Below are 23223 nucleotides of genomic sequence, written 5' to 3' on the forward strand. Positions count from 1 at the left end.
ATAATAGCTTATATTTGAGTTATGATCGCAATAATTACAGGAGATATTATTGGCTCAGAAACCACGCCACCCGGCACATGGATGCCCCTCTTGAAAACATTCCTGGGCAGGCAGGGGACAACGCCGCGGGACTGGGAAATCTACCGGGGTGATGCCTTCCAGCTAAAGCTGACAACCGAAGAGGCCTTATACAAAAGCATACTGCTCCGAAGTATCATAAAACAACATCCGGGGCTGGACGTGAGGGTAAGCATCGGGATCGGCGCCATCAATTACCACACAAAAAAAATAACCGAATCCAACGGCACTGCCTTTGTACGCTCCGGAAGAAAATTCGATGACCTCAAAGAGGAAAAGACCAACCTTGCCTTTGCAACGGGCGATGAGCAGGCAGACGCCACACTCAACCTGATGGCCCGTTTTGCTTCCCTGATCATGGACAACTGGAGCGTTGTGGTGGCAGCAACCGTACAGTTATTCTTAGAGCGGCCGGAGTGGAACCAGCAACAGTTGGCAGAACATTTAAAGATCAATCAATCGGCGGTAAGCCAGAGCCGGAAACGCGCGCAACTGGACCTGTTGATGGATTTCAATACCTATTATAAAAACAGGCTAAACCATTTAACGCAATGATGCTATTTATAAAATTATTGCTGGCCCATCTTTTAGGCGACTTTGTATTGCAACCCACCAGTTGGGTAGAAGAGAAAGAACGCAAAAGATATAAAAGCCCTAAACTATACCTGCATGCGCTCATACACTTTGGATTGATCCTTTTAGTAACGATGGACCCGCAGTACCTGCTCCCGGCTGTCGTTATTACGCTCAGCCATTTATTGATCGACGCGGCAAAACTTCAATTCCAAAATAAAAAAAACCAACGGATCCTTTTTATCGCCGACCAGGTATTGCATCTGGCAGTGCTGGCAGCAGCAGCATACCTGGCCACCCCAACCCAGCCCGCCTCCAGCCTTTCAATAACTCAATGGAACAGCTTCCTGATTATTGCCACCGGGGTCGCATTCCTTACCACCCCTGTGTCGGTCATTGTCCGGATCGTCCTTTCCAAATGGGCGCCGGCCACGGCAATAAGAACAGATGTGATCGAAACAAAATCGCTGCAACACGCCGGTATGATGATCGGTTACCTGGAGCGGATATTAGTGCTCATTTTTATCCTGCAGGGGCAGTGGTCGGCCATTGGGTTTTTGGTAACCGCCAAATCTGTTTTCCGCTTCAGCGATCTGAAAATGGGGCAAGACCGTAAGCTCACCGAGTACATACTCATTGGCACCCTGTTGAGCTTTGGTATTGCCATTGTAACCGGGATCCTTGTTACAAAATTATTAGTACTGATTACCGGGTAAACAATTGCGGTGGGGTGGCTAAAAACGTATTTTCCGGCCTGGTTAAATACGGAGACTATAAAAGACAAAACTTATACTAAGTATACAAAATCGGAAAAACCTCCCCTGCCAAATTCTTGGAACGAATGGCTTTTTGGTCAGCCCCGAATAATGGTACAAGGCTCCAAGCTTCGTACAGCGGGCATAACAAGCCGTTCCGGTCGGGCGGGCATTAAGGGTTAAGATGCTCATTAAGTCATTTTCTTAATAAGCTTAATGCCTCAATGGTTTGAAACCTGTGCATTCGATTGATCACCAACAATCCGGCGCGCATCATCCTGCGCAATCGATTCCATTAACCAGCCATTGACCTGGTTTGTTGTGTACCTTTACGGGATCAATTATTTACCATTTTAACTTCTACAATTAATGAACCGGAAATTGAAGGTTGCCCTGTCAACAGTTATGGCGTGCCTGGCACTGTTCAGTTGTCAACTATGCTTTAACGCAGCAGCTCAAACCATTCAAAAAGACACAGCGGCGGTGCATATCCTGGGTGCAAAAAAAATAAATTCCACAACCGTACAAGCAGTCTGTTCAAACGGCCAGCAACTGCTCCTGGATTTTTATGGCGAGAACATCTTCCGTATGTTCCAGGACAGTACCGGGAAAACAATGCACGATCCTGAAGCCACCCCTCCGGCAAAAATACTGGTCAACAATCCCCGGAAACCTGTTGCAGCGCTAACACTGAGCGACGAAGGCGCTACCATAACTATTACCACAAAAGACCTGCGCCTGCAACTAAACAAGGCAACTGCCGGCATCACCGTATTTAATAAAACAACTAATACCATTGCCGTTCGGATAAACGCGCCGGCCCGGTTTGACAAAAAGCAGGTATCCTTACAACTGCAGGAAGCTCCTGATGAATATTTTTACGGCGGCGGTGTGCAAAACGGCCGGTTTTCACACAAGGGAAAAATTATTGCGATAGAAAACCAGAATAGCTGGACCGATGGCGGAGTGGCCTCCCCCACGCCGTTCTATTGGTCAACCAAGGGATATGGTTTTATGTGGTATACCTTTAAAAAAGGACGTTATGATTTTGGCGCTAAAGAAAAAGATCTTGTTCACCTGTCGCACGAAACCCGTAACCTGGACGTGTTCTTTATGATCGATAAGGAGCCCGCAGCGTTGCTCAACGATTTTTACCAACTCACAGGCAACCCGGTATTGCTGCCCAAATTCGGGTTTTATGAGGGCCATCTGAATGCTTACAACCGCGATTACTGGAAAACCGACTCCGCAGGTATTCTTTTTGAAGACGGTAAGCGTTACAAAGAAAGCCAGAAGGACAATGGTGGCATCAAAGAATCCTTAAATGGCGAAAAAAACAATTATCAATTCTCTGCCCGGGCCGTTATCGACCGATATAAGGCGCATGATATGCCACTGGGCTGGATCCTGCCCAACGACGGCTATGGCGCGGGCTACGGACAAACAAGCACGCTGGACAGCAATATTCAAAACCTGAAATCCTTTGGCGACTACGCCCGCAGGAACGGCGTACAGATCGGTTTATGGACACAATCGGACCTGCATCCGAAGGGAGGTATTCCGGCTTTATTACAACGTGACATTGTAAAAGAAGTAGGCGTGGCCGGCGTACGGGTGCTGAAAACGGATGTGGCCTGGGTGGGCCCGGGTTATTCGTTCGGATTGAATGGCGTGGCAGACGTGGCACATATTATGCCCCAATATGGCCAGGATGCACGGCCTTTTATTATTTCACTAGACGGATGGGCGGGAACACAGCGCTACGCAAGCGTTTGGACGGGTGACCAGACCGGCGGGACCTGGGAATATATCCGTTTTCATATTCCCACTTATATAGGAGCAGGATTATCGGGGCAGCCCAATATCACTTCCGATATGGACGGCATCTTTGGCGGCAAAAACCCCAAAGTAAACGCCCGCGATTTTGAATGGAAAGCCTTCACCCCCATGCAACTGAACATGGATGGCTGGGGAGCCAATGAGAAATATCCGCATGCATTGGGCGAACCCGCCACTTCTATCAACCGCACGTATTTAAAGTTAAAATCAGAGTTGATCCCCTATACCTACAGCATCGCCTGGCAGGCAACAAAAGGGCTGCCGATGATGCGCGCATTATTCCTGGAAACGCCTAATGCTTTCACTCACGGAAAAGCAACCCAGTACGAATATATGTACGGTCCGTATTTTCTTGTAGCGCCCGTGTACCAGGAAACAAAGGCCGATACAGCCGGCAACGATATCCGCAATGGTATTTACCTGCCTGAAGGAACCTGGATCGATTATTTTTCAGGAGCAACCTATACCGGCAATCGCATCATCAATAATTTTGATGCGCCTTTATGGAAACTACCCTTGTTTGTAAAAAGCGGCGCCATCATCCCGATGACCCACCCTAACAACCACGTAAACGAAATTGATCCGCACCTGCGCATTTACGAATTATACCCGGCAGGAAAAACTTCGTTCACCGAATACGATGATAATGGTTTTACAGAAGCCTATAAGACCGGGCAAAGCGTTACCACACTTATTCGATCTTCTGTAGTAAATAATACTGCTTCCATAACCGTGTACCCTGCCAAAGGAAATTTTGAAGGGTTTGAAAAAAACAAGACCACCGAATTTCATATTAATGTAACCCGGCGGCCAACGAAGGTGCAGGCAAAAACCGGGGGTCGCGCTGTTAAATTATCGGAAGCAAAAACAAAAGAGGCCTTCCGGAACGGCACCAACGTTTATTTTTATGATGCGGCGCCTAACCTGAACCGCTTTGCCACCGGCGGAAGCCCGTTTGAAAAAGTTGTTATGACCAAAAATCCGCAATTATTGGTAAAACTGACGGCAACGGATATTACTCAAAACGCCGTAACCCTTACCGTTAGCGGGTTCCGGCTTAATGCTCCCGATCATCTGTTACAAGCAACCGGGGCTTTAACGGCCCCCCTGGCGGTCGTCGCCGATTCCAATAAGCAGGCATATACCTTAAAACCTTCCTGGAATAAAATACCCCACGCTGATTATTATGAAATAGACTTTGACGGGCAACGATACAGTACCATCCGGGATACTACCTTATTATTCGAGGGCTTATCGCCCGAAACGGATTATCATTTTAAGATCCGCGCGGTGAACAAAGCCGGGAACTCCGACTGGAAAGCCTTCGTTGCAAAAACAAGTATAAACCCATTGGAATTTGCGATCAAAGATATTCTTGGAGAAACGTCCGCTCCGTACCAGGAAGACAATGAAATTGCTAAATTATTTGATTTTGATGAGTCCGATCTGTGGCATACCAAATGGGGAACCAAAGCCGTGCCGTTTGATCTGATAATGGATCTGCGGTCCGTGAACCAGCTCGATAAAATCCGGTACCTGCCCCGGTCCAGAGGCAATGGCATTCTTTTAAAAGGAACGATTGCTTACAGTGCGGATAAAACAAACTGAGTGAAAGCCGGTAGTTTCGACTGGCCCAAAAACGGGGATACCAAGGTTTTCAATTTCACCAATCATCCCACGGCGCGTTACCTAAAACTATCCGTAACGGAAGCTGCGGGGGATTACGGCTCCGGTCGCGAGTTATACGTATTTAAAGTGCCCGGCTTCGAAAGCGTTATCCCCGGCGATATAAACAATGATCATATAATCGATAATAACGACCTCACTTCCTACCGGAATTATACCGGGTTAAGAAAAGGCGATGGCGATTTTGAAGGGTATGTAAGCAAAGGGGATATCAATAAAAACAACCTGATCGATGCCTATGACATCTCCAATGTGGCCACGCGGCTGGACGGCGGCATCGTTGCCACAACGCCCGATAGTCTTAGCGGAAAGCTGGAATTGCAGGTTAGCAAAAAAACATTTGACAAAGACGAAACGATCGCTATTGCGGTAAAAGGATTAAACCTGAGATCGGTGAACGCTTTAAGTTTTGCGTTGCCTTATAGCCAGCAGGATCTCGAATTTGTGAGCATTGAGCCGGTAAATATGTTAAACATGGACAACATGACCAACGACCGGCTACACAGCAACGGGCAAAAAGCGTTATACCCCACTTTTGTTAATGTGGGCGATCAGCCGGTGCTGGAGGGTAGTAAGGAATTGTTTATCATTAAATTCCGGGCAAAGCGCAAACTGAGTTTCGATCCGAAATATGCAGATGGGATATTGGTAGATAAACATTTAAATACGGTGACCTTTTAAGCAGCCATCAGCATCTTTCTTTTTGCCACAGAGGTACAGGAACATCAGTGTTTCGCTGCTTTTGTGGCTGATTTTATAACGGGATAATTTAGATTCATTTGCCTCGCAAACACGTCCATTTTAACGCGCGCATACACCAATCGCATTATGGTAACAAAAGTCAGGAATCGATACCAAAGACTTTTTTGGCCTTAAGATAATAAACCAACCGGCCGTTTAACCCGGTTAGCCCGCCATTGATGATCTTAGTGATCTTTGTAAAATCCCCGGCATCGGCGTATTGGTTCAGCCTGGAGTCGGCCCACTCTCTGCAGGCAGATAAAACAGCATATTGAGGAATAGCCATATCATCGGGGCTCGTTATAAAATCATGCTTTGTCAGGTTTGTCATCTCCTGGTAAAATGCCTTTCCTGTGCCATTAAACCAACCCCGCCCCCTGTAGCGGTATCCATCCCCGCTTGCTGCATCGCCGTTGCCCATTCGGTTTGCATAAACAAAGTTCCCCAATTTTTCCGGGTTCTTTGTATAAGGCAGGGCGCTGGCCACTGTTGGAAAACGGCTGGGCCATACCTGCTGCAAGCGCTGTGGTGTTGTGTAATACATATTCTCTACCAGTTCCCGCAACTCGCCGCTTTCATAAGCCCCCTGGGCCAGGTAGGCGGCAATACGCAAGGGCGAATCAATATCATACTCCGGCAACTGTGCGTTAAATTCATCAAGGAAATGCTGCGCAAGCTGGGTGCGCGCCTGGGGCATGATCTTCATCAGTTGGTCTAAAGTAATATTCATGGCTTAGTGTATTTTGTTTTTCAAATTGATGTCTGAATCAAAATTATATCCGGGCTATCCCGGTATCAGGCGTTCTTTTACGCAAAACCGAGAGCGGCAATTCACCGCATTGAGCAATTTTTTATAAGAACAGAAGGACCTGTTATAATTTATCTGCAAATTTCTAACCGATCTCTTTCCCTTACCGGTGCGGAACCAGGCAGCAATATTCTTAACGGGCCTGCAATCGTCTGAGCATTCGCCGGCCGACACCGGCCGGACGGGAATGGCTTAGTTGGACCGATGCGGGAACTGTTGTTATAAAATACAGGTCTAAACCGTTGGCAAACCGGCTTCTTTCCAGGCCTTAAACCCACCTTCCATATGGGCTACATTATCAAACCCCATCATTTTTAATGTTTGTACGGCCAGGGCTGAACGTCCGCCACCCGCACAATGGAGGATGATACGTTTGGTCTTGTCAAATTCGGGCTTGTGATATGGCAGCGCCGCATCGGCATAAAATTCCAGCATACCCCGGGGCGCGTGCACGGAACTTTCAATTTTCCCGTCCCGTTCCAGTTCTTCCCCCTCGCGGAGGTCAATTAATACGGTGTCACCGGAAGTCATTTCTTCCTGCACCCGGGCCGGCGAAAGATTTTCGATCAGCGCTTTAGCTTCCTTAACCATATCCATGGCAGACTTTGAGCTCATCGTTCTACTTATTTAGGAACCATAAATTTAATCAATGGAACGGCGGTAGTCAATACCTGAAATGTGTGAGGGCCTTATTCTATTTTATAATGAGCCGATATCAAAATTACTATAATGGACTTAGCGATGCTCCTTTATTTTGATCAAGGTAGACAGGGGCTTGTTAACTAAAAAAAGTAGTAGTCCGGAGTTGCTTTCAAATTCAAAACGGGTCGTGCCCATGGCACTCGATCTCCTATATCTGGCTCCGCACTTCGAAATAAATTCCGAAGTTACCTGATATTCACAAGCCTCTGGCTTTCTGTCACATTAAGAATAACATTGTGCCGGCAGAAAGCTCCGGTCGGTGAATTTTAAAGAGGCGTAGCCTCGGTTTAATAGGTTAACAAGGAACTAAAGCTCCTTGTTAACCCGTGCGCAACCAAAAGCAGAGAGCCGTCGACTCGGCCTATAAGTTGATCCCCGAATGGTATCCCATCAGCAGCCTTTGGAATTTCGGGGCAAATCACGACTCTTCTTTGTACAAATCCGTAACAACGGTGCGTTATACAGCTAGCGAAGCGGGCGGGCGGGCACACCGGTATTGGTAAGTACAACCGGTTTTATTGAACCATCCCCGTTAAAATACATCCGTTCGATGCAGGTTTCCCGGGCATTGCCGTCTTTTTCGGTAAGCGGGCGGCGATGGTACACGATATACCATTCATCTTTCCCCGGGATCTTTATAACCGAGTGGTGGCCGGCTCCGGTTGCTATTTTGGGATCCTGCTGTAATATTTTAGCCACTCTTTTAAACGGGCCTGCGGGTGAATCCGCTACGGCATAGGCCACGCTATAATCAGGTCCCGTCCACCCGCCTTCGGACCACATAAAGTAGTATTTGCCGTTGCGCAGGAACATAACCGGTCCTTCTACGTAGCCTTGTGGCGTTATTTCTTTAAACAGAGTGCCATCCTTAAAAGGAAGGAACCCTGTGAAATCATTTTTTAACCGCGCTATATTGCAATGCCGCCAGCCGCCATATATTAAATACCAGGCGCCGTCTTTATCCTTAAAAACGAACTGATCTATGGGCTGCGCGCCATGGTGGAATTTACCAACCAGGGGCTTGCCCAAATAGTCTTTAAACGGGCCTTCAGGCCGGTTGGCCACCGCAACCCCAATACCGCCTGTGGCGCTGTCGTTCTGAATATCATTTGCTCCGAAAAACAAAAAATATTGTTGTCCCTTCTTTACGATTGCCGGCGCCCACAGCGCCCGTTTCGCCCATTTCACAGCGGCGGTGTCAATAATATGCGAATGCTTTGTCCAGGTAACCAAATCGGGGGACGAAAAGGCATCCATGAAAACCTGTTTATTATATGGGGCTGAATAAGTGGGATAGATCCAATAGGTATTTCCAAACAGCGCGGCTTCGGGATCTGCATACCAGCCCGGAAACAAAGGATTGCCGGATAGTTGCTTCTGTGCCTGAGCGATGCTCCCCCACAGGCATAATACAATCGGCACTAAAACTTTTGCTATGTACTGCACCTTGCATTTAAATAATCGGACCATTGATTTTTCGTTTACGGGTTTATGTCCATCAGCCACAAAAGTATTTTTCAATGCTGATTTCGCAGACTGAAAAAACAAATATAAGAAGGACCTTCTGTGATAATCGGTGTAATCCGTGAGCAACAGATAAATATTGCTTTTTATTTGTCCGTTCATTTATCTCACAGATGCCACAGATTCGCACAGATTTTGGAAGCATTAGGTTTAGTAAAAAAATGGCTTAATGAACGGCTTATCCTGCGCCGCTGTGTGGTTCAATATAGTCATTAATTTACTTGCCTGATCGGCACCATTACCTTAACAACCGGTCGGCAACAAAGGTAATAGCCGTTTTTCCATGAGGAGTAGGCATGCCCTCTTTGTTCAGATTTACAAACACCAACCGGTCAATTGTCAGGATCTGTTGATGATCCATTTTATTACGAACTTCACAGCGGAGCGTTAGCGAAGTAGTGCCAAATTTTGTTGCAACAATGCCTATTTCAATAATATCTCCCTGCTTTGGAGAAGATATAAAATTAATTTCAGAGATAAATTTAGTAACGATATGCGTATTCTCCAGTTGAATGATCGCATATAAGGCTGCCTCTTCGTCAATCCATTGCAAGAGGCGGCCGCCAAATAAAGATTGATTGGGATTCAGGTCTTCCGGCTTTACCCATTTACGGGTATGAAAACGCATCTCATTATCCTGTTCGTCCATATATCAGATTATTTACGAGTTTCTCTTTTTATATTCGGCAATAACTTGCTCCAAATGTTTTTTAAAACGTCCTTTCAGATCCGGTAACGCATCATAGGGAAAGCCATCCGGCGCCAGGCGTTTTTCATCTTTATCCAGGAAAAAATAAAAAGGCTGTGTGTTGGATCCAAAACGGGACACCTGGATATCGGCGTTCCGGTCGCCCAGGTCTTCGATCTGTTTTCCCAGGTCCTTGGAATAATACTGTTCCGCCTGCGGAAGATCTACCCCGTTGTGCACATCCACATATAAAGAAACAATTACAAATTCATTTTTCAGCAATTGCATCACCTCGGGATCGCTCCATACCTGGCCTTCCATTTTGCGGCAGTTCACGCAATTGATACCGGTAAAATCAAGCATCAGCGGCTTTTTTAGTTTACGGGCCACTTCGAGCGCTTCATTATAATCGAAATAAGTGACCAGCCCGCTGTTTACCACCACATCGGGTTCGTACTTCTTCATTACCGCCGCATAGTTAACCGGCTCCGGTAAGCCGCCGGTGTAATGGGCGGTAGTGTCGTTTTTACCGCTACTGTTTTTAGACAGCGTCCTGAGGTCAAAACCTGGCGGCAGATCATCTGCATTAAAATCCTGGGTGCCCATTGGCGGCAGAAAAGCAGACAACCCTTTTAGCGGTGCGCCGAAAAGGCCCGGCACCATATATACCACCATACTAAAGGAGGCGATTGCAAAAAACAGACGTGTGACTGAAAGATAGGGCAGCCCAAAATCATTCTTTGGCAATTCATCATCATGTTTGAATTTTATTTTGCCCAGCAGGTAAAGCCCCAGCAGAAAGAAGATCACCACCCATAAAACGATAAATACCTCCCGGTCCAGTATGCGCCAGTTCTTTACCAGGTCTGCATTCGACAAAAATTTCAATGCCAGCGCCAGCTCCAGGAACCCCAGGGTTACCTTGATTGCGTTCAGCCACCCTCCTGCTTTTCCCAGTACGTTCAATTTGCTGGGGAAAAAGGCAAATAGGGCAAAGGGCAATGCCAGGGCCAGCGAAAAGCCAAACATCCCGATCAGCGGACCGTAATAGCTGCCTTTGGACGCCGCCACCAATAAGGGCCCGATGATGGGACCGGTACAGGAAAAGGAAACAATAACAAGGGTCAGCGCCATAAAGAAGATACCCCAAAAGCTACTGGTGCCCGCTTTACTATCGACCCGGGTTGACCAGGAACTGGGTAACGAAAGCTCAAAAGCACCCAGGAAGGAAATCCCAAACAACACAAAAATCAGGAAGAAAATAACGTTGGCCACCCAATTGGTCGCCAGGTTATTTAAAGCGGCAGGGCCGTAAATAAGCGTTACCAGGAAACCGATAAAAGTAAAAATGATAATTATTGAAAAGGAATACTGCAACGCATTTTTGATGCCATCCTTTCTTGTTTTGCTTCTCTTGGTGAAAAAGCTTACCGTTACGGGTATCATCGAATAGATACAAGGCGTTAACAGCGCCAGTAGCCCTCCGCCAAATGCAGCCAGGAACACCCACCACAAGGGTTTTGTTTCAGCAGCATTGTCCGTTGGTGCGCCCGTACCCGCGTTGCTGCTTATAGTTCTCGTGTTTTTTACAAAAAATTTAAAAGGCTCTTCAAAACTCGAAAACTCCTCTCCTGATTTATAAGAATAGGTAACGCTGCCTTTAATGACCGCGCTGTCATTTTTTCTCAACTGCACCACCTGGGCCCATTGAATAGAGTCCCTTACATAGGCAACCGGTACATTTAATATGGAATCCCGCGCCTGCACCAGGTTCCCCTGCTGTTGTAAAGAGTCTTTCAGGTAGTTTTTTCCGGTTGAATCAAATACAACTGCTGAAAATATGCCACTGTTTTCCGGTGTTTGGATACCAAATAATTCCGTTCCCGGATGGAGTACCCGCGCCGTTATAATCAGCCGTATTTGATCGTTACCGCTTTGCTCCTGCCGGTAACTAAACTTTATTTTTGACGAGTCCTGGGCTGCTGAAAACTGGGCAATTAAAAACAATAACGCTGTTAGTACTACGAATCGCTTCATTCATTTACATTTATACAAGTATACAAGCTTCAAATATATACAAATAAAAAAACGGAACAGAGGCCTTAGACGACCTCCTGATTATTTAAATAAATTTCAAAATAAGGCGGATCCTGTTCCAGGACCTTTAATAAAAACACCCGTTCATCGGATTTGTTATGCTACTTCCATCATTTCGATACATTTTTTTAAACTACTTTCCCAGTAGGGTATATTAAGATGGAAGGTATCTTTAAAGGATGACTTATCCAGAACAGAATAAGAAGGCCGTTTTGCCGGAGTTGGAAAAGCGGAGGTTGGGATCGGGTGCACCTCACAGCTACTGCTGGCAAGTTTTTTTATAGCAACGGCAAAATCGTACCAGGTGGTGGTGCCTTCATTTGTGTAATGATAAATACCCGCCACCCACTTGCCTTTGGAGACCAGGTCCAGGATTGCCGCGGCCAGGTCGCGTGCATAAGTGGGCGACCCCTGCTGATCGCTCACTACATTAATAGCAGGTCGCTCACTCATCAGCCGGAGCATTGTTTTTACAAAATTTTTCCCAAAGGAAGAATATACCCAGGCGGTGCGAATGATCACGGCATCGGTATGCGCCGCTGCCAATTGTTCTCCCTTTAACTTGGTAGCTCCGTAAACGCTTACGGGGTTAGTGGCGGCATCCGGCCGGTAAGGCTGATGAGCCGTTCCATCAAATACATAATCCGTTGATATATGAACCAGTTTTGTATTATGGGCCGTACAGGTCCTTGCCAGCAGCTCCACAGCATCGGCGTTTATCTGTGTTGCAATAACCGCGGCTGCAGCCTCTTCCGCCTTGTCAACCGCTGTATAGGCGGCACAATTGATACAGTAATCCGGCTCAAAATCCCGGAAACAGCTTTCAACAGCTTCGGGATCGGTTATCGACATATTGGATCGATCCGTAAATTTAAAAACAAGAGCCGGGTATTGATGGCTCAAGGCGTTTAGCTCTGACCCCACCTGCCCGTTTGAACCCGTTACCAAAACTTTTATTTGCTTATTCATAGCAGAAATGCGAATTAATACATTGAAGATTTTTTTCAAACATTAAGAAGTTAAAAAATTTAAGGGAGAGCCCTTAGTCACCTTAATTCCTTAATGGTTTTACAAACTAAAATAACTTCTCTTGCTGATCTTATTTCTATAGATCCCCTTTAGATCCGCGATCAACGCGTCCTCCTTCGTAATGCTACAAAAATAGTCTTCATCCAAGTGCAGGTATTGCCGGTGTGGTACGGTAATAATGACGGCATCATAATTATCCGAAACTCGTTCGGTCAGTCCAAATCCGAAGGCTTTTTCAAGCGCCCCGGAGGAGGCAAAGGGATCTTCCACATGCACCGCTATAGAATATTCTTTTAAAGCAGCTACCACATTTGCCACTTTGCTATTGCGGATATCACTAATATTTTCCTTAAAAGTGGCCCCTTTTATTAGCACCGCCGCATCCGCTATATTCATACGTTTTTTAAGAATATGTTTTACCACTTTTGCCGCTACCTGTGCGGCCATCCGGTCGTTAATATTGCGTCCTGCCAGGATCACATCCGCATTATAGCCCAGTTGTTCTGCTTTATGCGTTAAATAGTAAGGATCCACATCAATACAATGCCCGCCTACCAAGCCCGGCTGAAAATTTAAAAAATTCCACTTGGTACGTGCAGCAGCCAGTACATCAAAAGTATTGATCCCCATTTTGTCGAAAATAAGCGAGAGCTCATTCATCAAAGCTATATTAAGATCGCGTTGCGTATTCTCAATAATTTTTGCGGCTTCCGCAACCTTTACCGACGGCGCTTTATGCACCCCCGCGGTTACCACCAGTTTGTACACTTTTGCGATCTCATCAAGCGCTGTTGCATCACAACCCGAAACAACTTTCACTATTTGAGACAGGGTATGTGTTTTGTCTCCCGGATTGATCCGTTCGGGAGAGTAACCCGATTTAAAATCGGCGCCGTTCTTCAATCCGGCTATTTTTTCAATGACGGGTAAACAGTCTTCTTCGGTGCAACCCGGGTAAACCGTTGATTCAAAAACGACATAATCGCCTTTTTTCAAAGCGCGACCAACCGTTGCCGATGCACTTAACAAAAAGCTAAGGTCCGGAACATGGAAGGCATCAACCGGAGTGGGAACCGCAACAATAAAAAAGCGGGCATGTTTCAGTGTCTCCGGTTCGTTCGTAAAAACAATATCCGCATTTTCAAAAGCGGCAGCATCCAGTTCATTGCTGGGATCTATCCCCTGCTTCATTAAATCGATCCGCTCTGGATTGATATCAAATCCGATAACCTGGATTTTCCTGGCAAACGCCAAAGCGATCGGTAATCCCACATACCCCAGGCCAATAACGGCCAGCTTAGTTTCTTTATTAATCAGTTGCTGATACAATGCTATCTCTTATAAAACCGATAATACTGATTTGGTGATGAACTCAAGTTGTTCGTTATCCATTTCTGTATGGATCGGCAACGAAAGGACCCGCTCGGTTAAATAAGTGGTAACGGGCAACTCCAGATCACCTACACCAAATTGTTTAAACATTCCCTGCTTGTGAGCAGGTACGGGGTAATAGATCATGGAGGGCACGCCGGTGGCATCGAGCTTTTCCTTAAAGCCATCCCGATCCACCCCGTTTAAAAGAATGGTGTACTGGTGATATACGTGGTCTGTATTATCCGCCTTGTGGGGCGTAATTATTTTATCTGTTTGCGCAAAGGCCTTATCGTAATAGGCGGCCACTTGCTGGCGCGCCTGGCAATAGGCGTCGAGGTGCTGTAATTTGATGTTCAGAATAGCTGCCTGTATGGTATCGAGGCGGCTGTTGCAGCCTACCATATCATGATAGTAGCGCCGCTGCTGGCCATGATTGGCGATCATCCGGAGCTTTTCGGCCAATGCCCCATCGTTGGTGAACAGTGCGCCGCCATCGCCAAAGGCGCCCAGGTTTTTACTGGGATAAAAGGAGGTGCAGCCAATATGCCCGATAGTGCCGGTTTTTTTTGAACTGCCGTCAGCAAAATGAAAAGAGCATCCGATGGCCTGGGCATTATCTTCCACTACGTATAAATGATGCTTTTCTGCAATTTTCATGATCGCCTCCATGTTGGCCGATTGCCCGTACAAGTGCACCGGGACAATTGCCTTTGTTTTGGGCGTGATGGCGCGCTCGATGGCCTCGGGATCGATACAAAATGTTTTGGCATCCACCTCAACAAATACCGGGGTCAGTCTCAGCAAGGCAATCACTTCGGTAGTGGCAATAAAAGTGAAAGACGGCGTAATAACTTCGTCACCCGGCTGCAGATCCAGCGCCATTAAGGCAATTTGCAGCGCGTCGGTGCCATTGGCACAAGGGATCACATGCTGCACATCCAGGTAAGCAGCCAGGTTATCGGAAAACGTTTTCACCGGTTTACCATTAATAAAAGCACTGCTTTCCATCACCTCCAGCACTGCCTTATCTACCTCACTCTTAATTTTCTGATACTGCGACTGCGTATCCACCATTTGCAAAGGTTTCATGTTGATTCGTTTGGGCTGCAAAGGTAGTTAAATTGGGCTTTTGTTTTGTCGCCAAGGCGGGAAGATACCGGGGGCATTTAAATGTTGTGAACTACATTTTCATTGCAGTAGCGCATGTCTTTTCTGTGTTTCAGCGTTTCTGTGGCTGATTCTTGCCACAGAAGCACAGAACCGCTGAGGGATTTCGCGGACCGTCCGGTTCATTCGTGCCTGCCCCCGCCCGAATGTGCCATTCGGTACAGGCGGGTATTAGTGGCAGCATTTGAAGCAACGTGGTCGCCCTTCAAATACTTCGCGCCCTGGCGTCTTTGCGGTTTAACCCCGGGAACGTTACATTTGCAAAAAAACAATTTGACCGTTCTTCTTTATACTATTTTCATCCGCTTGTACCGGGCCGGCATCGGTATCGCAGCATTATTCAATCCAAAAGCAAAACTTTGGACAGCGGGCAGAAAAAATATTTTATCCCGCCTTCAGGCCGATTTTGCGGGCAATGCGGCTAAAGTGATATGGATGCATTGCGCTTCTTTAGGAGAGTTTGAACAGGGCCGCACCGTGCTGGAAGCACTGAAACAAAAATACCAGGATCACAAAATATTGCTTACCTTTTTTTCCCCTTCGGGATTTGAAGTGCGTAAAAATTACCCGGCTGCCGACTGGGTGTATTACCTGCCCCTGGATACCCGTTATAACGCTGCCACCTTTATAAAAACGGTCCGGCCGGCTTTGGCCATTTTTGTTAAATACGAATATTGGTATCATTTTCTGAAAAACCTGAATCGGGAAAAAATACCCGTGCTTTTAATCTCGGCTATTTTCAGGGCAGATGCCATTTTCTTTAAACCGCAGGGCGCCTTTCACAGAAAGATGCTGCATTTTTTCAATCATATTTTTGTTCAAAATGCAGAAAGCAAAGAACGGTTGCGTGCCATCATCGGCGAAAATAAGATCACGGTGGCAGGCGATACCCGGTTCGACAGGGTAACTCAAATTGCCGCAGGCTTCGAACCGATACCCCTGATAGAATCTTTTATAGCACCCGGTAAATTTGTAATTGTTGCAGGAAGCACCTGGGTAGACGATGAATACAACTTGTCATATTTCAATAAATTAGACAATAATGATTCTATTTTAATAATAGCTCCCCATGAAATCGATCCGGCTCATATAAAACGAGTGAAAGGACTTTTCCCCGGCTCGGTATTATTTTCAGAATTGAAAGGAACTTCCTATTTAAAAAGCACCATCTTAATCATCGATAATATAGGCATGCTTTCAAGATTATATTACTACGCCACTATAACCTATATAGGGGGGGGATTCAACCCGTCGGGTATTCACAATACCCTCGAAGCTGCTGTTTTTTCAAAACCAGTGCTGTTTGGCCCGAATTATCAAAAATTTTTAGAAGCAATAGAGTTAATTAAAAAAGAAGGTGCAATTAGCTATTATGATGATAAAGAATTATTTATAGAAATAGAAAAACTAAAAACACAACCCGGTTTATTAAACAGGTACAGCACTAACGCCGGAACATTTGTGAAAGAGCGCACAGGCGCTACGGGTATTATCTGTAATTATATTCAGTTGAATTTTCGATAAACCAGCCGGTCAAAATACTCTACATCGCTGTTATTGACCCATCCCAATTTTGTTTTAAGCTCCCGCATCACCCAAAACTCAGCCTCCGCCAGTGTGCGGAAGTTATTAATCGTTTTCACCGAACGGTTATACATGATTTCATCCCCCCTGAAAAGATTTTTTACAAACCGGTCCTTGTCCCCCGCCGATACGTCCTTTGTGAGGTCATTTATAAGCTGCGGCGTCCGGGCTACAGGACCATCGGCCACAGCACTAACAGGCTCACGATTCGTGGCACTGTTCAACCTGCCATTATTTTGCTGTAAAAATAGCGTCGGTATTTCTTTAATAGTATATGGGCAATTGGCATTCAGTATATTATTATAATTTATATCATTTTTAGGTTTAGAATCCTGAGTTACTTCTTTTTTATATAAACCGGCCTGGTGCTGTAACTCCAGCAATCGCAACTCTTCCTCATCTGCATCGGCTTCATCTATCGCTTCCAATTGAAAATACTCATTCTCTACCCCATTATGATCCTTCCTTGTATATCCTTTGTTCACCGAGGGGGCATTGGGAATGAAAACCGCCACGTTGCTGGAGCCCAGCACGGCGGTTTCTTTCTTCTCTCCATTAATTTCACGTTGAATCATCTGTGTGGTGAGAAGCATTTGAGAGAGGGCCGCCTTATTTTTAAATTGTGTTCTTAATTTTTCTATTAGTGCTTCTATTCGCTGCATTATCCTACTTTTGATCAAATATTTTATGGGCGCAATGTTAATGCAAAGTACCTACAAATAGCAGTCCAAAAATTGTTGCAATAATAATAAAAGCGAACATGTTTATAGAACCGAACCTTACGGGCGAGCGACGCGGATGGATTGAAGTGATTTGCGGTTCCATGTTTAGCGGTAAAACCGAGGAACTGATCCGGCGGTTGAAGCGCGTGCAATTCGCCAATCTGAAAGCGGAAATATTTAAGCCCGCCATCGACACCCGCTATGATGAGGAAAATATTGTTTCCCACGATACGAGCATCATTCATTCTACTCCCGTCGACAATTCCCAAAAGATCCTGTTACTCGCCCAGGGGGCCGATGTTATTGGTATTGATGAAGCGCAATTCTTTGACCCCGAGCTTCCGGGCGTTTGCGACCAACTGGCCTACCAGGGCATCCGCGTTATTGTAGCCGGGCTTGATATGGATTATACCGGCAAGCCCTTTGGCCCGATGCCCGAGATACTGGCCCGAGCTGATTATATTACAAAATTGCATGCAATCTGTGTAAAATGCGGAAACATAGCTAATTACTCCTACCGCAAAATCCCGGACGAAGAGCAGGTTATGCTGGGGGCCATCGACGTTTATGAGCCCCGTTGCAGAAAATGTTATATTGATAAAGTCTAAAATAAGTGGCAAGACAAGGCGCTCCTATATTGGTTTTGATAAAAAAGGATTTGTTGCTGGAAATCAGGCAACAATATAGCTTTTATGGCATATTGCTTTATATAATTTCTACCATATTTGTGCTTTTCCTGGTTATGGACGAGCCCGAAGGAAAGATCTGGAACGGTTTGTTTTGGGTGATCCAGTTGTTTATTTGTATTAACGCCGTTGCAAAAAGTTTTTTGCAGGAAAGCCGGGGGCGGATGCTCTACTTCTATTCCATCGCCTCCCCCGTTCATTTTGTTTTAGCCAAGCTATTATTCAATTCAGCCCTGATGCTGATTATGTCGTTCATCAGCCTGCTGCTCTTCTTTGCGTTTTTGGGAAACCCCATTCAAAAAGTGCTTCCCTTTACAGGGCTGGTTCTTTTGGGCGGCTGGAGCCTGAGCATGGTATTTACTTTTTTAGCAGCAATAGCAGCAAAAGCACATCAAAATGCCGCTATCATGGCCATCCTCGGATTTCCGCTTATTGTTCCGCAGTTGATGCTTCTGCTAAAGATCACTTCGGGCACGTTTAACCCGGCTCTGCCTGTCTTATGGAATGATATTGCCCTTTTAATAGCGCTCGATTTATTGGTGGGCGTACTGGCGGTTATCCTTTTCCCGTTTTTGTGGCGGGACTGATGATCGCATAAGAACCTATCACACTAACATACGTTTGCTTATTTTCTTAAAGACATTAGTTAAGGAATACGCTATTTGTTGTCAAAACAGAATTGCCAAAGGGTTTGACTTATATAATTTCTATTTTATACTCCTTTTAATTACTCATTTTTTAATTTTTATTTAATCATCAACTTTCCACTTACTTTTGCGTTTGTAGATTTCTAACGAATACTGATAAGATTAGAATATGTATAAAAAGTGGTGGAAAATTTGCTGTGTCCTTCTCCTGGTTTTTGCTGTTATTGCCGGATTACTCGTTAAAACCCCCAATCTTCCAGCCCTCGATGAAACCATCCGCAATGTATTTTATCATGTGGGCATGTGGAGTGCCATGATGGTCCTGTTCATCTGCTCTGTTGTACATTCAATAAAATATCTCAGAACATCGGATTTGAAGTATGATATTCTTGCAAAAAATTACGCCTCGGTGGGCCTTTTTTTTGGACTGCTGGGGTATGCAACCGGGGCCGTTTGGGCCAGCTATACCTGGGCCGACCCTAACAACCCTGCTTTTGAATCCTTTGGCGCCGTAGCGCGTGATCCACGACTGATCGGCACCGCCGTAGCGCTGCTGATCTACTGTGCTTATTTTATATTAAGAAGCTCAGTATCCGATTTTGATAAAAGGGCTAAAGTAAGCGCTGTGTATAATGTTTTCGCATTTGCGATGCTGTTCCCCACCATTTTTATTATCCCCCGGATATTGCCCAGCCTGCACCCCGGCGGTGAAGGGAATCCCGCGCTTAACTTTAAAGACTCAAGTCCCATTATGCGCTTGGTACAGTACCCGGCATTTATTGGCTGGGCGTTGTTGGGCGTATGGATCGCTACCGTGAAGATCCGCATCAATTTATTAAAAGAAAAATCCCTGCTTAAAAAATGAAAATGAAAACAAAAGGGTTATCCATATTCCTGTTATCCTTATTGCTGTTACCCAATCTTGTAATGGCGCAATCTTCAGTGGATTCATTAATGAGAAGCAGTGGCCGCATCTATGTGGTGGTAGCCGTATTGCTGATCATCCTGCTAGGCGTATTCTTTTACTTATTTGGGATAGAGCGCCGGCTAAAAAAGCTGGAGGAGCAACACAAAAATTAAGCCGCCCGGCCCCGTTTGCTTATTTGCTAAATTGAAAATACAAAAGCTATGTCAGAAAACAATTACAGTTTCTTTGGAGCTGTTGAAAAAAGCTTCCATAAAGCCGCCAAATTTACCAAATGGGATAAAGGCGTACTGGAACAGATCAATGCCTGCAATTCGGTTTACCGGATGCGTTTCCCCATAAAAAGAGAGAACGGCACTATCGAGGTTATTGAAGCCTACCGCGTGCAGCACTCGCACCACAAAACACCCTGCAAAGGAGGTATCCGTTTTTCCATACAGGTAAACCAGGACGAGGTGATGGCGCTTGCTGCCCTGATGACCTATAAATGCGCTATTGTAAATGTTCCTTTCGGTGGCGGCAAAGGCGGTATCAAAATCGATCCGAAAAATTATACGCCTTACGAATTGGAAAAAATAACCCGCCGGTATACTACTGAATTAATAAAGAAAAATTTTATCGGACCGGCAACGGACGTTCCGGCGCCCGACTATGGGACGGGTGAGCGGGAAATGGCCTGGATCGTGGACACTTACAGCGCTATGAAACCGCAGGAAATTGACGCTGCTGGTTGCGTTACGGGTAAACCGGTAAGCCAGGGCGGCGTAAGAGGCCGCCGGGAAGCTACGGGCCTGGGGGTGTTCTTCGGCATCCGTGAAGTGTGCAATATGCACGATGAAATGGAAAAACTGGGCTTAACACCTGGTATTGCCGGCAAGCGGGTTATCGTGCAGGGACTGGGAAACGTAGGCTATCATTCCGCCAAATTCTTCCAGGAGTCTGGTGCAAAAGTGGTGGGCATTGCTGAATATGAAGGCGGCATTTATAATGCAGAAGGCCTCGATGTGGAGGAAGTGTTCCAGCATCGCAAACGTACCGGCTCTATCCTGAATTTTAAAAGCGCTACTAATTTTAAAAACTCGAAAGAGGCAATGGAACAGGAGTGCGATATCCTGATCCCGGCCGCACTTGAAAACGTAATTGATAAGGAAAACGCGCCGCGCATAAAAGCCCGGATCATCGGCGAAGCCGCCAACGGCCCCTTAACGCCCGAGGCCGACGAGATCTTCTTAAAGAAAAACGTGCTGGTGGTGCCGGATATGTACCTCAACGCAGGCGGGGTTACGGTATCTTATTTTGAATGGCTAAAGAACCTGAGCCACGTGCGGTATGGCCGTTTGGAAAAACGCTTTACAGAAAATGTAAACACGATGATCCTGGAAGAACTGGAAGGCCTTTCCGGAAAAAAGGTTGCCGAAAGCAACCGCAAAATGATCATGCACGGGGCGGATGAAATTGACCTGGTGCACAGCGGACTGGAGGAAACGATGATCACCGCCACGCGGGAGATTATGGAAGAATGGCGGAATAACCCTGCCATCCCCGATATGCGCACAGCGGCTTATGTGGTGGCAATCAATAAAGTAGCTACTACGTATGCGGAGTTGGGGATTTTCCCATAGCAAAGAATGGCAAACCTGCGAGGTTTTTAAAAACCTCACAGGTCTTTGCCTTAAAAAACTTCGTATTTTAAGTAAAATCCCGTACCTTTGCACTCCTAATTAAATGGAGGCAGTTGAGTCATGGCTTACAGAAGAGAGTATGATATAGCTTTTGTGGGTTTAAAACCTGGAGTTCATGAGTTCAATTATGCTATAACAGATCGGTTCTTTGAGGCATTTCAACAGCAGGACTTTGCAAATTGCAAAGGGCAGGTAAAACTTTCGCTTGATAAAAAAAGCAGTTTTATGATGCTGAAATTTGAGATCGGGGGTACTTTGGACGTCGTTTGCGACCGGTGCAATAACACCATCGCGCTGGATCTTTGGGATGAATTTGTGATCACCGTAAAAATGGTGGAAGAACCGGAAGTGATGAATGACCAGGAAGAAGATCCGGACGTTTATTATATCAGCCGGGGCGAAAGTCATATAAACATAGAGAACTGGATCTATGAATTTATCAATCTCAGCATCCCGATGCACAAGACCTGTGGTTTTGAAAATGCTGATGGCCCCCAATGTAACAAGGAGGCCTTGAAAATGCTGAATAAACTGGGCGCAGAAATTAAACCGGAAAAAGATACTAATCCGTTGTGGAAGGATCTGGAGAAGTTTAAAGGCCTGGACAATTAAGTTTGTAAATAAGAAAAGAAAAATAATTTAGAACTATTTAATTTTATTAGTTATGCCAAATCCGAAACGCAGGCACAGTCAGCAGAGAAGCGCAAAACGCAGAACGCACTATAAAGCAACTTCAACTACATTAACTACCGATGCAAGTACGGGCGAAACCCACGTACGCCATCGTGCTTATGTAAATGAGGGAAAGCTAATTTACAAAGGGAAAGTAGTAGCAGAAAAAGCGCCTTCAAAAGCTTAAAAAAAAGAGCTGACTCAGCTTTACTTAACTTGTTCATTCCAAATTCATTGACGACCTTTGGTTGGTAATGTATTTGGAATTTTTAATTTTAGCCGGTATATGATGAATGTTGGAATTGATACTATGGGGGGCGATTTTGCGCCACAGGAAGCGTTACGCGGAGTAAAAAAATATCTGGAAGAAGATAAGAGCAATGGGATCAAGATCACCCTATTTGGAGACGCTGAGGCGATAAAAGAAATTATTGTTGCGGAAAACATTCCAACTGGTTCCATTGAAATCGTGGCAACCACCCAGGTTATTGGGATGCACGAACATCCCACCAAAGCGTTAAAAGAAAAAACCGACTCTTCTATTGCCGCAGGATTTCAATACCTGGCCAAAGGCAAAACAGATGCGTTCATCAGTGCCGGGAATACAGGCGCCATGCTGGTGGGGGCTCTTTTTAATCTAAAAACGATCGAAGGGATTTTACGTCCCGTTATTTCATCCATTATCCCCAAACAAAACGGTGGTACGGGTTTGATCCTGGATGTGGGTTTAAATGCCGATTGCAAACCCGAACAGCTCAACCAGTTTGCCACCCTTGGTGCGGTTTATGCACGGCACGTGCTCGAAATAGAAAACCCTAAAGTGGGATTGATCAATGTAGGCGAAGAAGAAGGCAAAGGCAATATATTAACACAAGGCACCTACCCGCTGTTAAAGGAAAATCAACAGATCAACTTTATCGGTAACATTGAGGGCCGTGATACCTTTAACGACAAAGCCGACGTAATGGTATGCGATGGCTTTACGGGGAACATCATTCTAAAACTTGCCGAATCCATTTACGATATTTCAAAAAAGGAAGCGCCGGAAAGCGGCTACCTCAACCGTTTCAATTTTGAAATTTACGGCGGCACACCGGTGCTGGGCGTAGCACACCCGGTAATTGTAGGACACGGCATTTCCAAAGCCACTGCGTTCAGCAATATGATCCGCGTAGCGGAGAAGATGCTTAAAACAGATGTGCTGCACAAATTAAAAGACGCTATACAGCCGCGTTAAATAACGC

At 45.7% G+C, this 23223-nt stretch carries 22 protein-coding genes; 13 read left to right on the top strand and 9 right to left on the bottom strand.

Features of this window, described 5'->3' with window-relative positions:
* The first annotated feature begins 21 nt into the window (after window positions 1-21).
* From NIASO_RS07115 to NIASO_RS20410, 4 genes are all read left to right on the top strand, one after another.
* Entirely contained in the window at window positions 22-633 is a 612-nt protein-coding gene (locus tag NIASO_RS07115; RefSeq protein ID WP_008584851.1) for a hypothetical protein, read from the top strand.
* On the top strand, window positions 630-1367 hold the full coding sequence (locus NIASO_RS07120) for a DUF3307 domain-containing protein (RefSeq protein WP_008584849.1): 738 nt from the start codon (window positions 630-632) through the stop codon (window positions 1365-1367). Before NIASO_RS07115 ends, NIASO_RS07120 begins: the two co-directional genes overlap by 4 nt.
* Window positions 1368-1775: 408 nt before the next feature.
* Window positions 1776-4853 carry a TIM-barrel domain-containing protein gene (locus NIASO_RS07130; protein ID WP_008584847.1) on the top strand — a complete coding sequence of 1026 codons (3078 nt, stop codon included), beginning with the start codon at window positions 1776-1778 and terminating at the stop codon, window positions 4851-4853.
* The gene (locus NIASO_RS20410; protein ID WP_008584845.1) at window positions 4854-5612 is read left to right on the top strand and encodes a hypothetical protein; all 759 of its coding nucleotides are present in this window, start codon (window positions 4854-4856) and stop codon (window positions 5610-5612) included.
* Between the two features lie 160 nt (window positions 5613-5772).
* Here NIASO_RS20410 and NIASO_RS07135 read toward each other — a convergent pair whose 3' ends face one another.
* The 8 genes from NIASO_RS07135 to NIASO_RS07170 form a co-directional block, all read right to left on the bottom strand.
* Entirely contained in the window at window positions 5773-6402 is a 630-nt protein-coding gene (locus NIASO_RS07135) for a glycoside hydrolase family 19 protein (protein WP_008584843.1), read from the bottom strand.
* A gap of 312 nt (window positions 6403-6714) precedes the next feature.
* Window positions 6715-7095: a rhodanese-like domain-containing protein gene (locus NIASO_RS07140; protein ID WP_008584841.1), complete on the bottom strand. Its 381-nt coding sequence runs from the start codon at window positions 7093-7095 to the stop codon at window positions 6715-6717.
* A gap of 552 nt (window positions 7096-7647) precedes the next feature.
* The gene (locus tag NIASO_RS07145) at window positions 7648-8652 is read right to left on the bottom strand and encodes a glycoside hydrolase family 43 protein (RefSeq protein ID WP_084568297.1); all 1005 of its coding nucleotides are present in this window, start codon (window positions 8650-8652) and stop codon (window positions 7648-7650) included.
* Between the two features lie 292 nt (window positions 8653-8944).
* Window positions 8945-9355, bottom strand: coding sequence for an acyl-CoA thioesterase (locus NIASO_RS07150; RefSeq protein WP_008584837.1), 411 nt, complete (start codon window positions 9353-9355; stop codon window positions 8945-8947).
* A 12-nt stretch (window positions 9356-9367) separates the two neighbouring features.
* On the bottom strand, window positions 9368-11431 hold the full coding sequence (locus NIASO_RS07155; protein ID WP_008584836.1) for a protein-disulfide reductase DsbD family protein: 2064 nt from the start codon (window positions 11429-11431) through the stop codon (window positions 9368-9370).
* A 156-nt stretch (window positions 11432-11587) separates the two neighbouring features.
* Window positions 11588-12460, bottom strand: a complete 873-nt coding sequence (rfbD, locus tag NIASO_RS07160; protein WP_008584834.1) for a dTDP-4-dehydrorhamnose reductase — start codon at window positions 12458-12460, stop codon at window positions 11588-11590.
* 99 nt (window positions 12461-12559) lie between these two features.
* Entirely contained in the window at window positions 12560-13849 is a 1290-nt protein-coding gene (locus NIASO_RS07165; RefSeq protein WP_008584832.1) for a nucleotide sugar dehydrogenase, read from the bottom strand.
* Window positions 13850-13858: 9 nt separating this feature from the next.
* Window positions 13859-14983 (bottom strand): DegT/DnrJ/EryC1/StrS family aminotransferase, encoded by a 1125-nt coding sequence (locus NIASO_RS07170; RefSeq protein WP_008584830.1) that lies wholly within the window; start codon window positions 14981-14983, stop codon window positions 13859-13861.
* Between the two features lie 351 nt (window positions 14984-15334).
* On the opposite strand from NIASO_RS07170, the gene NIASO_RS07175 reads away from it, so the two are divergent.
* On the top strand, window positions 15335-16585 hold the full coding sequence (locus tag NIASO_RS07175) for a 3-deoxy-D-manno-octulosonic acid transferase (protein ID WP_025298776.1): 1251 nt from the start codon (window positions 15335-15337) through the stop codon (window positions 16583-16585).
* Here NIASO_RS07175 and NIASO_RS07180 read toward each other — a convergent pair.
* Window positions 16567-17307, bottom strand: a complete 741-nt coding sequence (locus NIASO_RS07180) for a hypothetical protein (protein WP_008584827.1) — start codon at window positions 17305-17307, stop codon at window positions 16567-16569. The genes NIASO_RS07175 and NIASO_RS07180 overlap by 19 nt on opposite strands.
* A gap of 98 nt (window positions 17308-17405) precedes the next feature.
* Between NIASO_RS07180 and NIASO_RS07185 the strand changes: the two genes are divergently transcribed.
* The 8 genes from NIASO_RS07185 (at window position 17406) to plsX (ending at window position 23216) form a co-directional block, all read left to right on the top strand.
* Entirely contained in the window at window positions 17406-17975 is a 570-nt protein-coding gene (locus NIASO_RS07185; RefSeq protein WP_008584825.1) for a thymidine kinase, read from the top strand.
* Window positions 17976-17980: 5 nt separating this feature from the next.
* Window positions 17981-18640, top strand: a complete 660-nt coding sequence (locus NIASO_RS07190) for a heme exporter protein CcmB (RefSeq protein ID WP_008584823.1) — start codon at window positions 17981-17983, stop codon at window positions 18638-18640.
* 229 nt (window positions 18641-18869) lie between these two features.
* Window positions 18870-19565, top strand: a complete 696-nt coding sequence (gene ccsA, locus NIASO_RS07195) for a cytochrome c biogenesis protein CcsA (protein ID WP_008584821.1) — start codon at window positions 18870-18872, stop codon at window positions 19563-19565.
* A 2-nt stretch (window positions 19566-19567) separates the two neighbouring features.
* A complete protein-coding gene (locus NIASO_RS07200) occupies window positions 19568-19780 on the top strand; it encodes a CcmD family protein (protein ID WP_008584819.1) in 213 nt (70 codons plus the stop codon).
* Window positions 19781-19828: 48 nt separating this feature from the next.
* A complete protein-coding gene (locus NIASO_RS07205) occupies window positions 19829-21247 on the top strand; it encodes a Glu/Leu/Phe/Val family dehydrogenase (protein ID WP_008584817.1) in 1419 nt (472 codons plus the stop codon).
* A gap of 120 nt (window positions 21248-21367) precedes the next feature.
* On the top strand, window positions 21368-21919 hold the full coding sequence (locus tag NIASO_RS07210; RefSeq protein WP_008584815.1) for a YceD family protein: 552 nt from the start codon (window positions 21368-21370) through the stop codon (window positions 21917-21919).
* A gap of 52 nt (window positions 21920-21971) precedes the next feature.
* Window positions 21972-22166 carry a 50S ribosomal protein L32 gene (gene rpmF, locus NIASO_RS07215; RefSeq protein ID WP_008584813.1) on the top strand — a complete coding sequence of 65 codons (195 nt, stop codon included), beginning with the start codon at window positions 21972-21974 and terminating at the stop codon, window positions 22164-22166.
* A gap of 99 nt (window positions 22167-22265) precedes the next feature.
* Window positions 22266-23216: a phosphate acyltransferase PlsX gene (plsX, locus tag NIASO_RS07220; protein ID WP_008584811.1), complete on the top strand. Its 951-nt coding sequence runs from the start codon at window positions 22266-22268 to the stop codon at window positions 23214-23216.
* Window positions 23217-23223 lie beyond the last annotated feature (7 nt).

It is taken from the genome of Niabella soli DSM 19437, from assembly GCF_000243115.2.
In the GTDB taxonomy this organism is placed as follows: domain Bacteria; phylum Bacteroidota; class Bacteroidia; order Chitinophagales; family Chitinophagaceae; genus Niabella; species Niabella soli.

Excerpts from the sequence above, each read along its gene's own strand:
- NIASO_RS07145 (WP_084568297.1), bottom strand. The coding sequence starts at position 8,652 with ATGGTCCGATTATTTAAATGCAAGGTGCAGTACATAGCAAAAGTTTTA.
- NIASO_RS07205 (WP_008584817.1), top strand. The coding sequence starts at position 19,829 with ATGTCAGAAAACAATTACAGTTTCTTTGGAGCTGTTGAAAAAAGCTTC.
- ccsA (WP_008584821.1), top strand. The coding sequence starts at position 18,870 with ATGTATAAAAAGTGGTGGAAAATTTGCTGTGTCCTTCTCCTGGTTTTT.
- rpmF (WP_008584813.1), top strand. The coding sequence starts at position 21,972 with ATGCCAAATCCGAAACGCAGGCACAGTCAGCAGAGAAGCGCAAAACGC.
- rfbD (WP_008584834.1), bottom strand. The coding sequence starts at position 12,460 with ATGAATAAGCAAATAAAAGTTTTGGTAACGGGTTCAAACGGGCAGGTG.
- plsX (WP_008584811.1), top strand. The coding sequence starts at position 22,266 with ATGATGAATGTTGGAATTGATACTATGGGGGGCGATTTTGCGCCACAG.
- NIASO_RS07115 (WP_008584851.1), top strand. The coding sequence starts at position 22 with ATGATCGCAATAATTACAGGAGATATTATTGGCTCAGAAACCACGCCA.
- NIASO_RS07135 (WP_008584843.1), bottom strand. The coding sequence starts at position 6,402 with ATGAATATTACTTTAGACCAACTGATGAAGATCATGCCCCAGGCGCGC.
- NIASO_RS07180 (WP_008584827.1), bottom strand. The coding sequence starts at position 17,307 with ATGCAGCGAATAGAAGCACTAATAGAAAAATTAAGAACACAATTTAAA.
- NIASO_RS07170 (WP_008584830.1), bottom strand. The coding sequence starts at position 14,983 with ATGAAACCTTTGCAAATGGTGGATACGCAGTCGCAGTATCAGAAAATT.
- NIASO_RS07185 (WP_008584825.1), top strand. The coding sequence starts at position 17,406 with ATGTTTATAGAACCGAACCTTACGGGCGAGCGACGCGGATGGATTGAA.
- NIASO_RS07150 (WP_008584837.1), bottom strand. The coding sequence starts at position 9,355 with ATGGACGAACAGGATAATGAGATGCGTTTTCATACCCGTAAATGGGTA.
- NIASO_RS07210 (WP_008584815.1), top strand. The coding sequence starts at position 21,368 with ATGGCTTACAGAAGAGAGTATGATATAGCTTTTGTGGGTTTAAAACCT.
- NIASO_RS07120 (WP_008584849.1), top strand. The coding sequence starts at position 630 with ATGATGCTATTTATAAAATTATTGCTGGCCCATCTTTTAGGCGACTTT.
- NIASO_RS07130 (WP_008584847.1), top strand. The coding sequence starts at position 1,776 with ATGAACCGGAAATTGAAGGTTGCCCTGTCAACAGTTATGGCGTGCCTG.
- NIASO_RS07140 (WP_008584841.1), bottom strand. The coding sequence starts at position 7,095 with ATGAGCTCAAAGTCTGCCATGGATATGGTTAAGGAAGCTAAAGCGCTG.
- NIASO_RS07155 (WP_008584836.1), bottom strand. The coding sequence starts at position 11,431 with ATGAAGCGATTCGTAGTACTAACAGCGTTATTGTTTTTAATTGCCCAG.
- NIASO_RS07200 (WP_008584819.1), top strand. The coding sequence starts at position 19,568 with ATGAAAACAAAAGGGTTATCCATATTCCTGTTATCCTTATTGCTGTTA.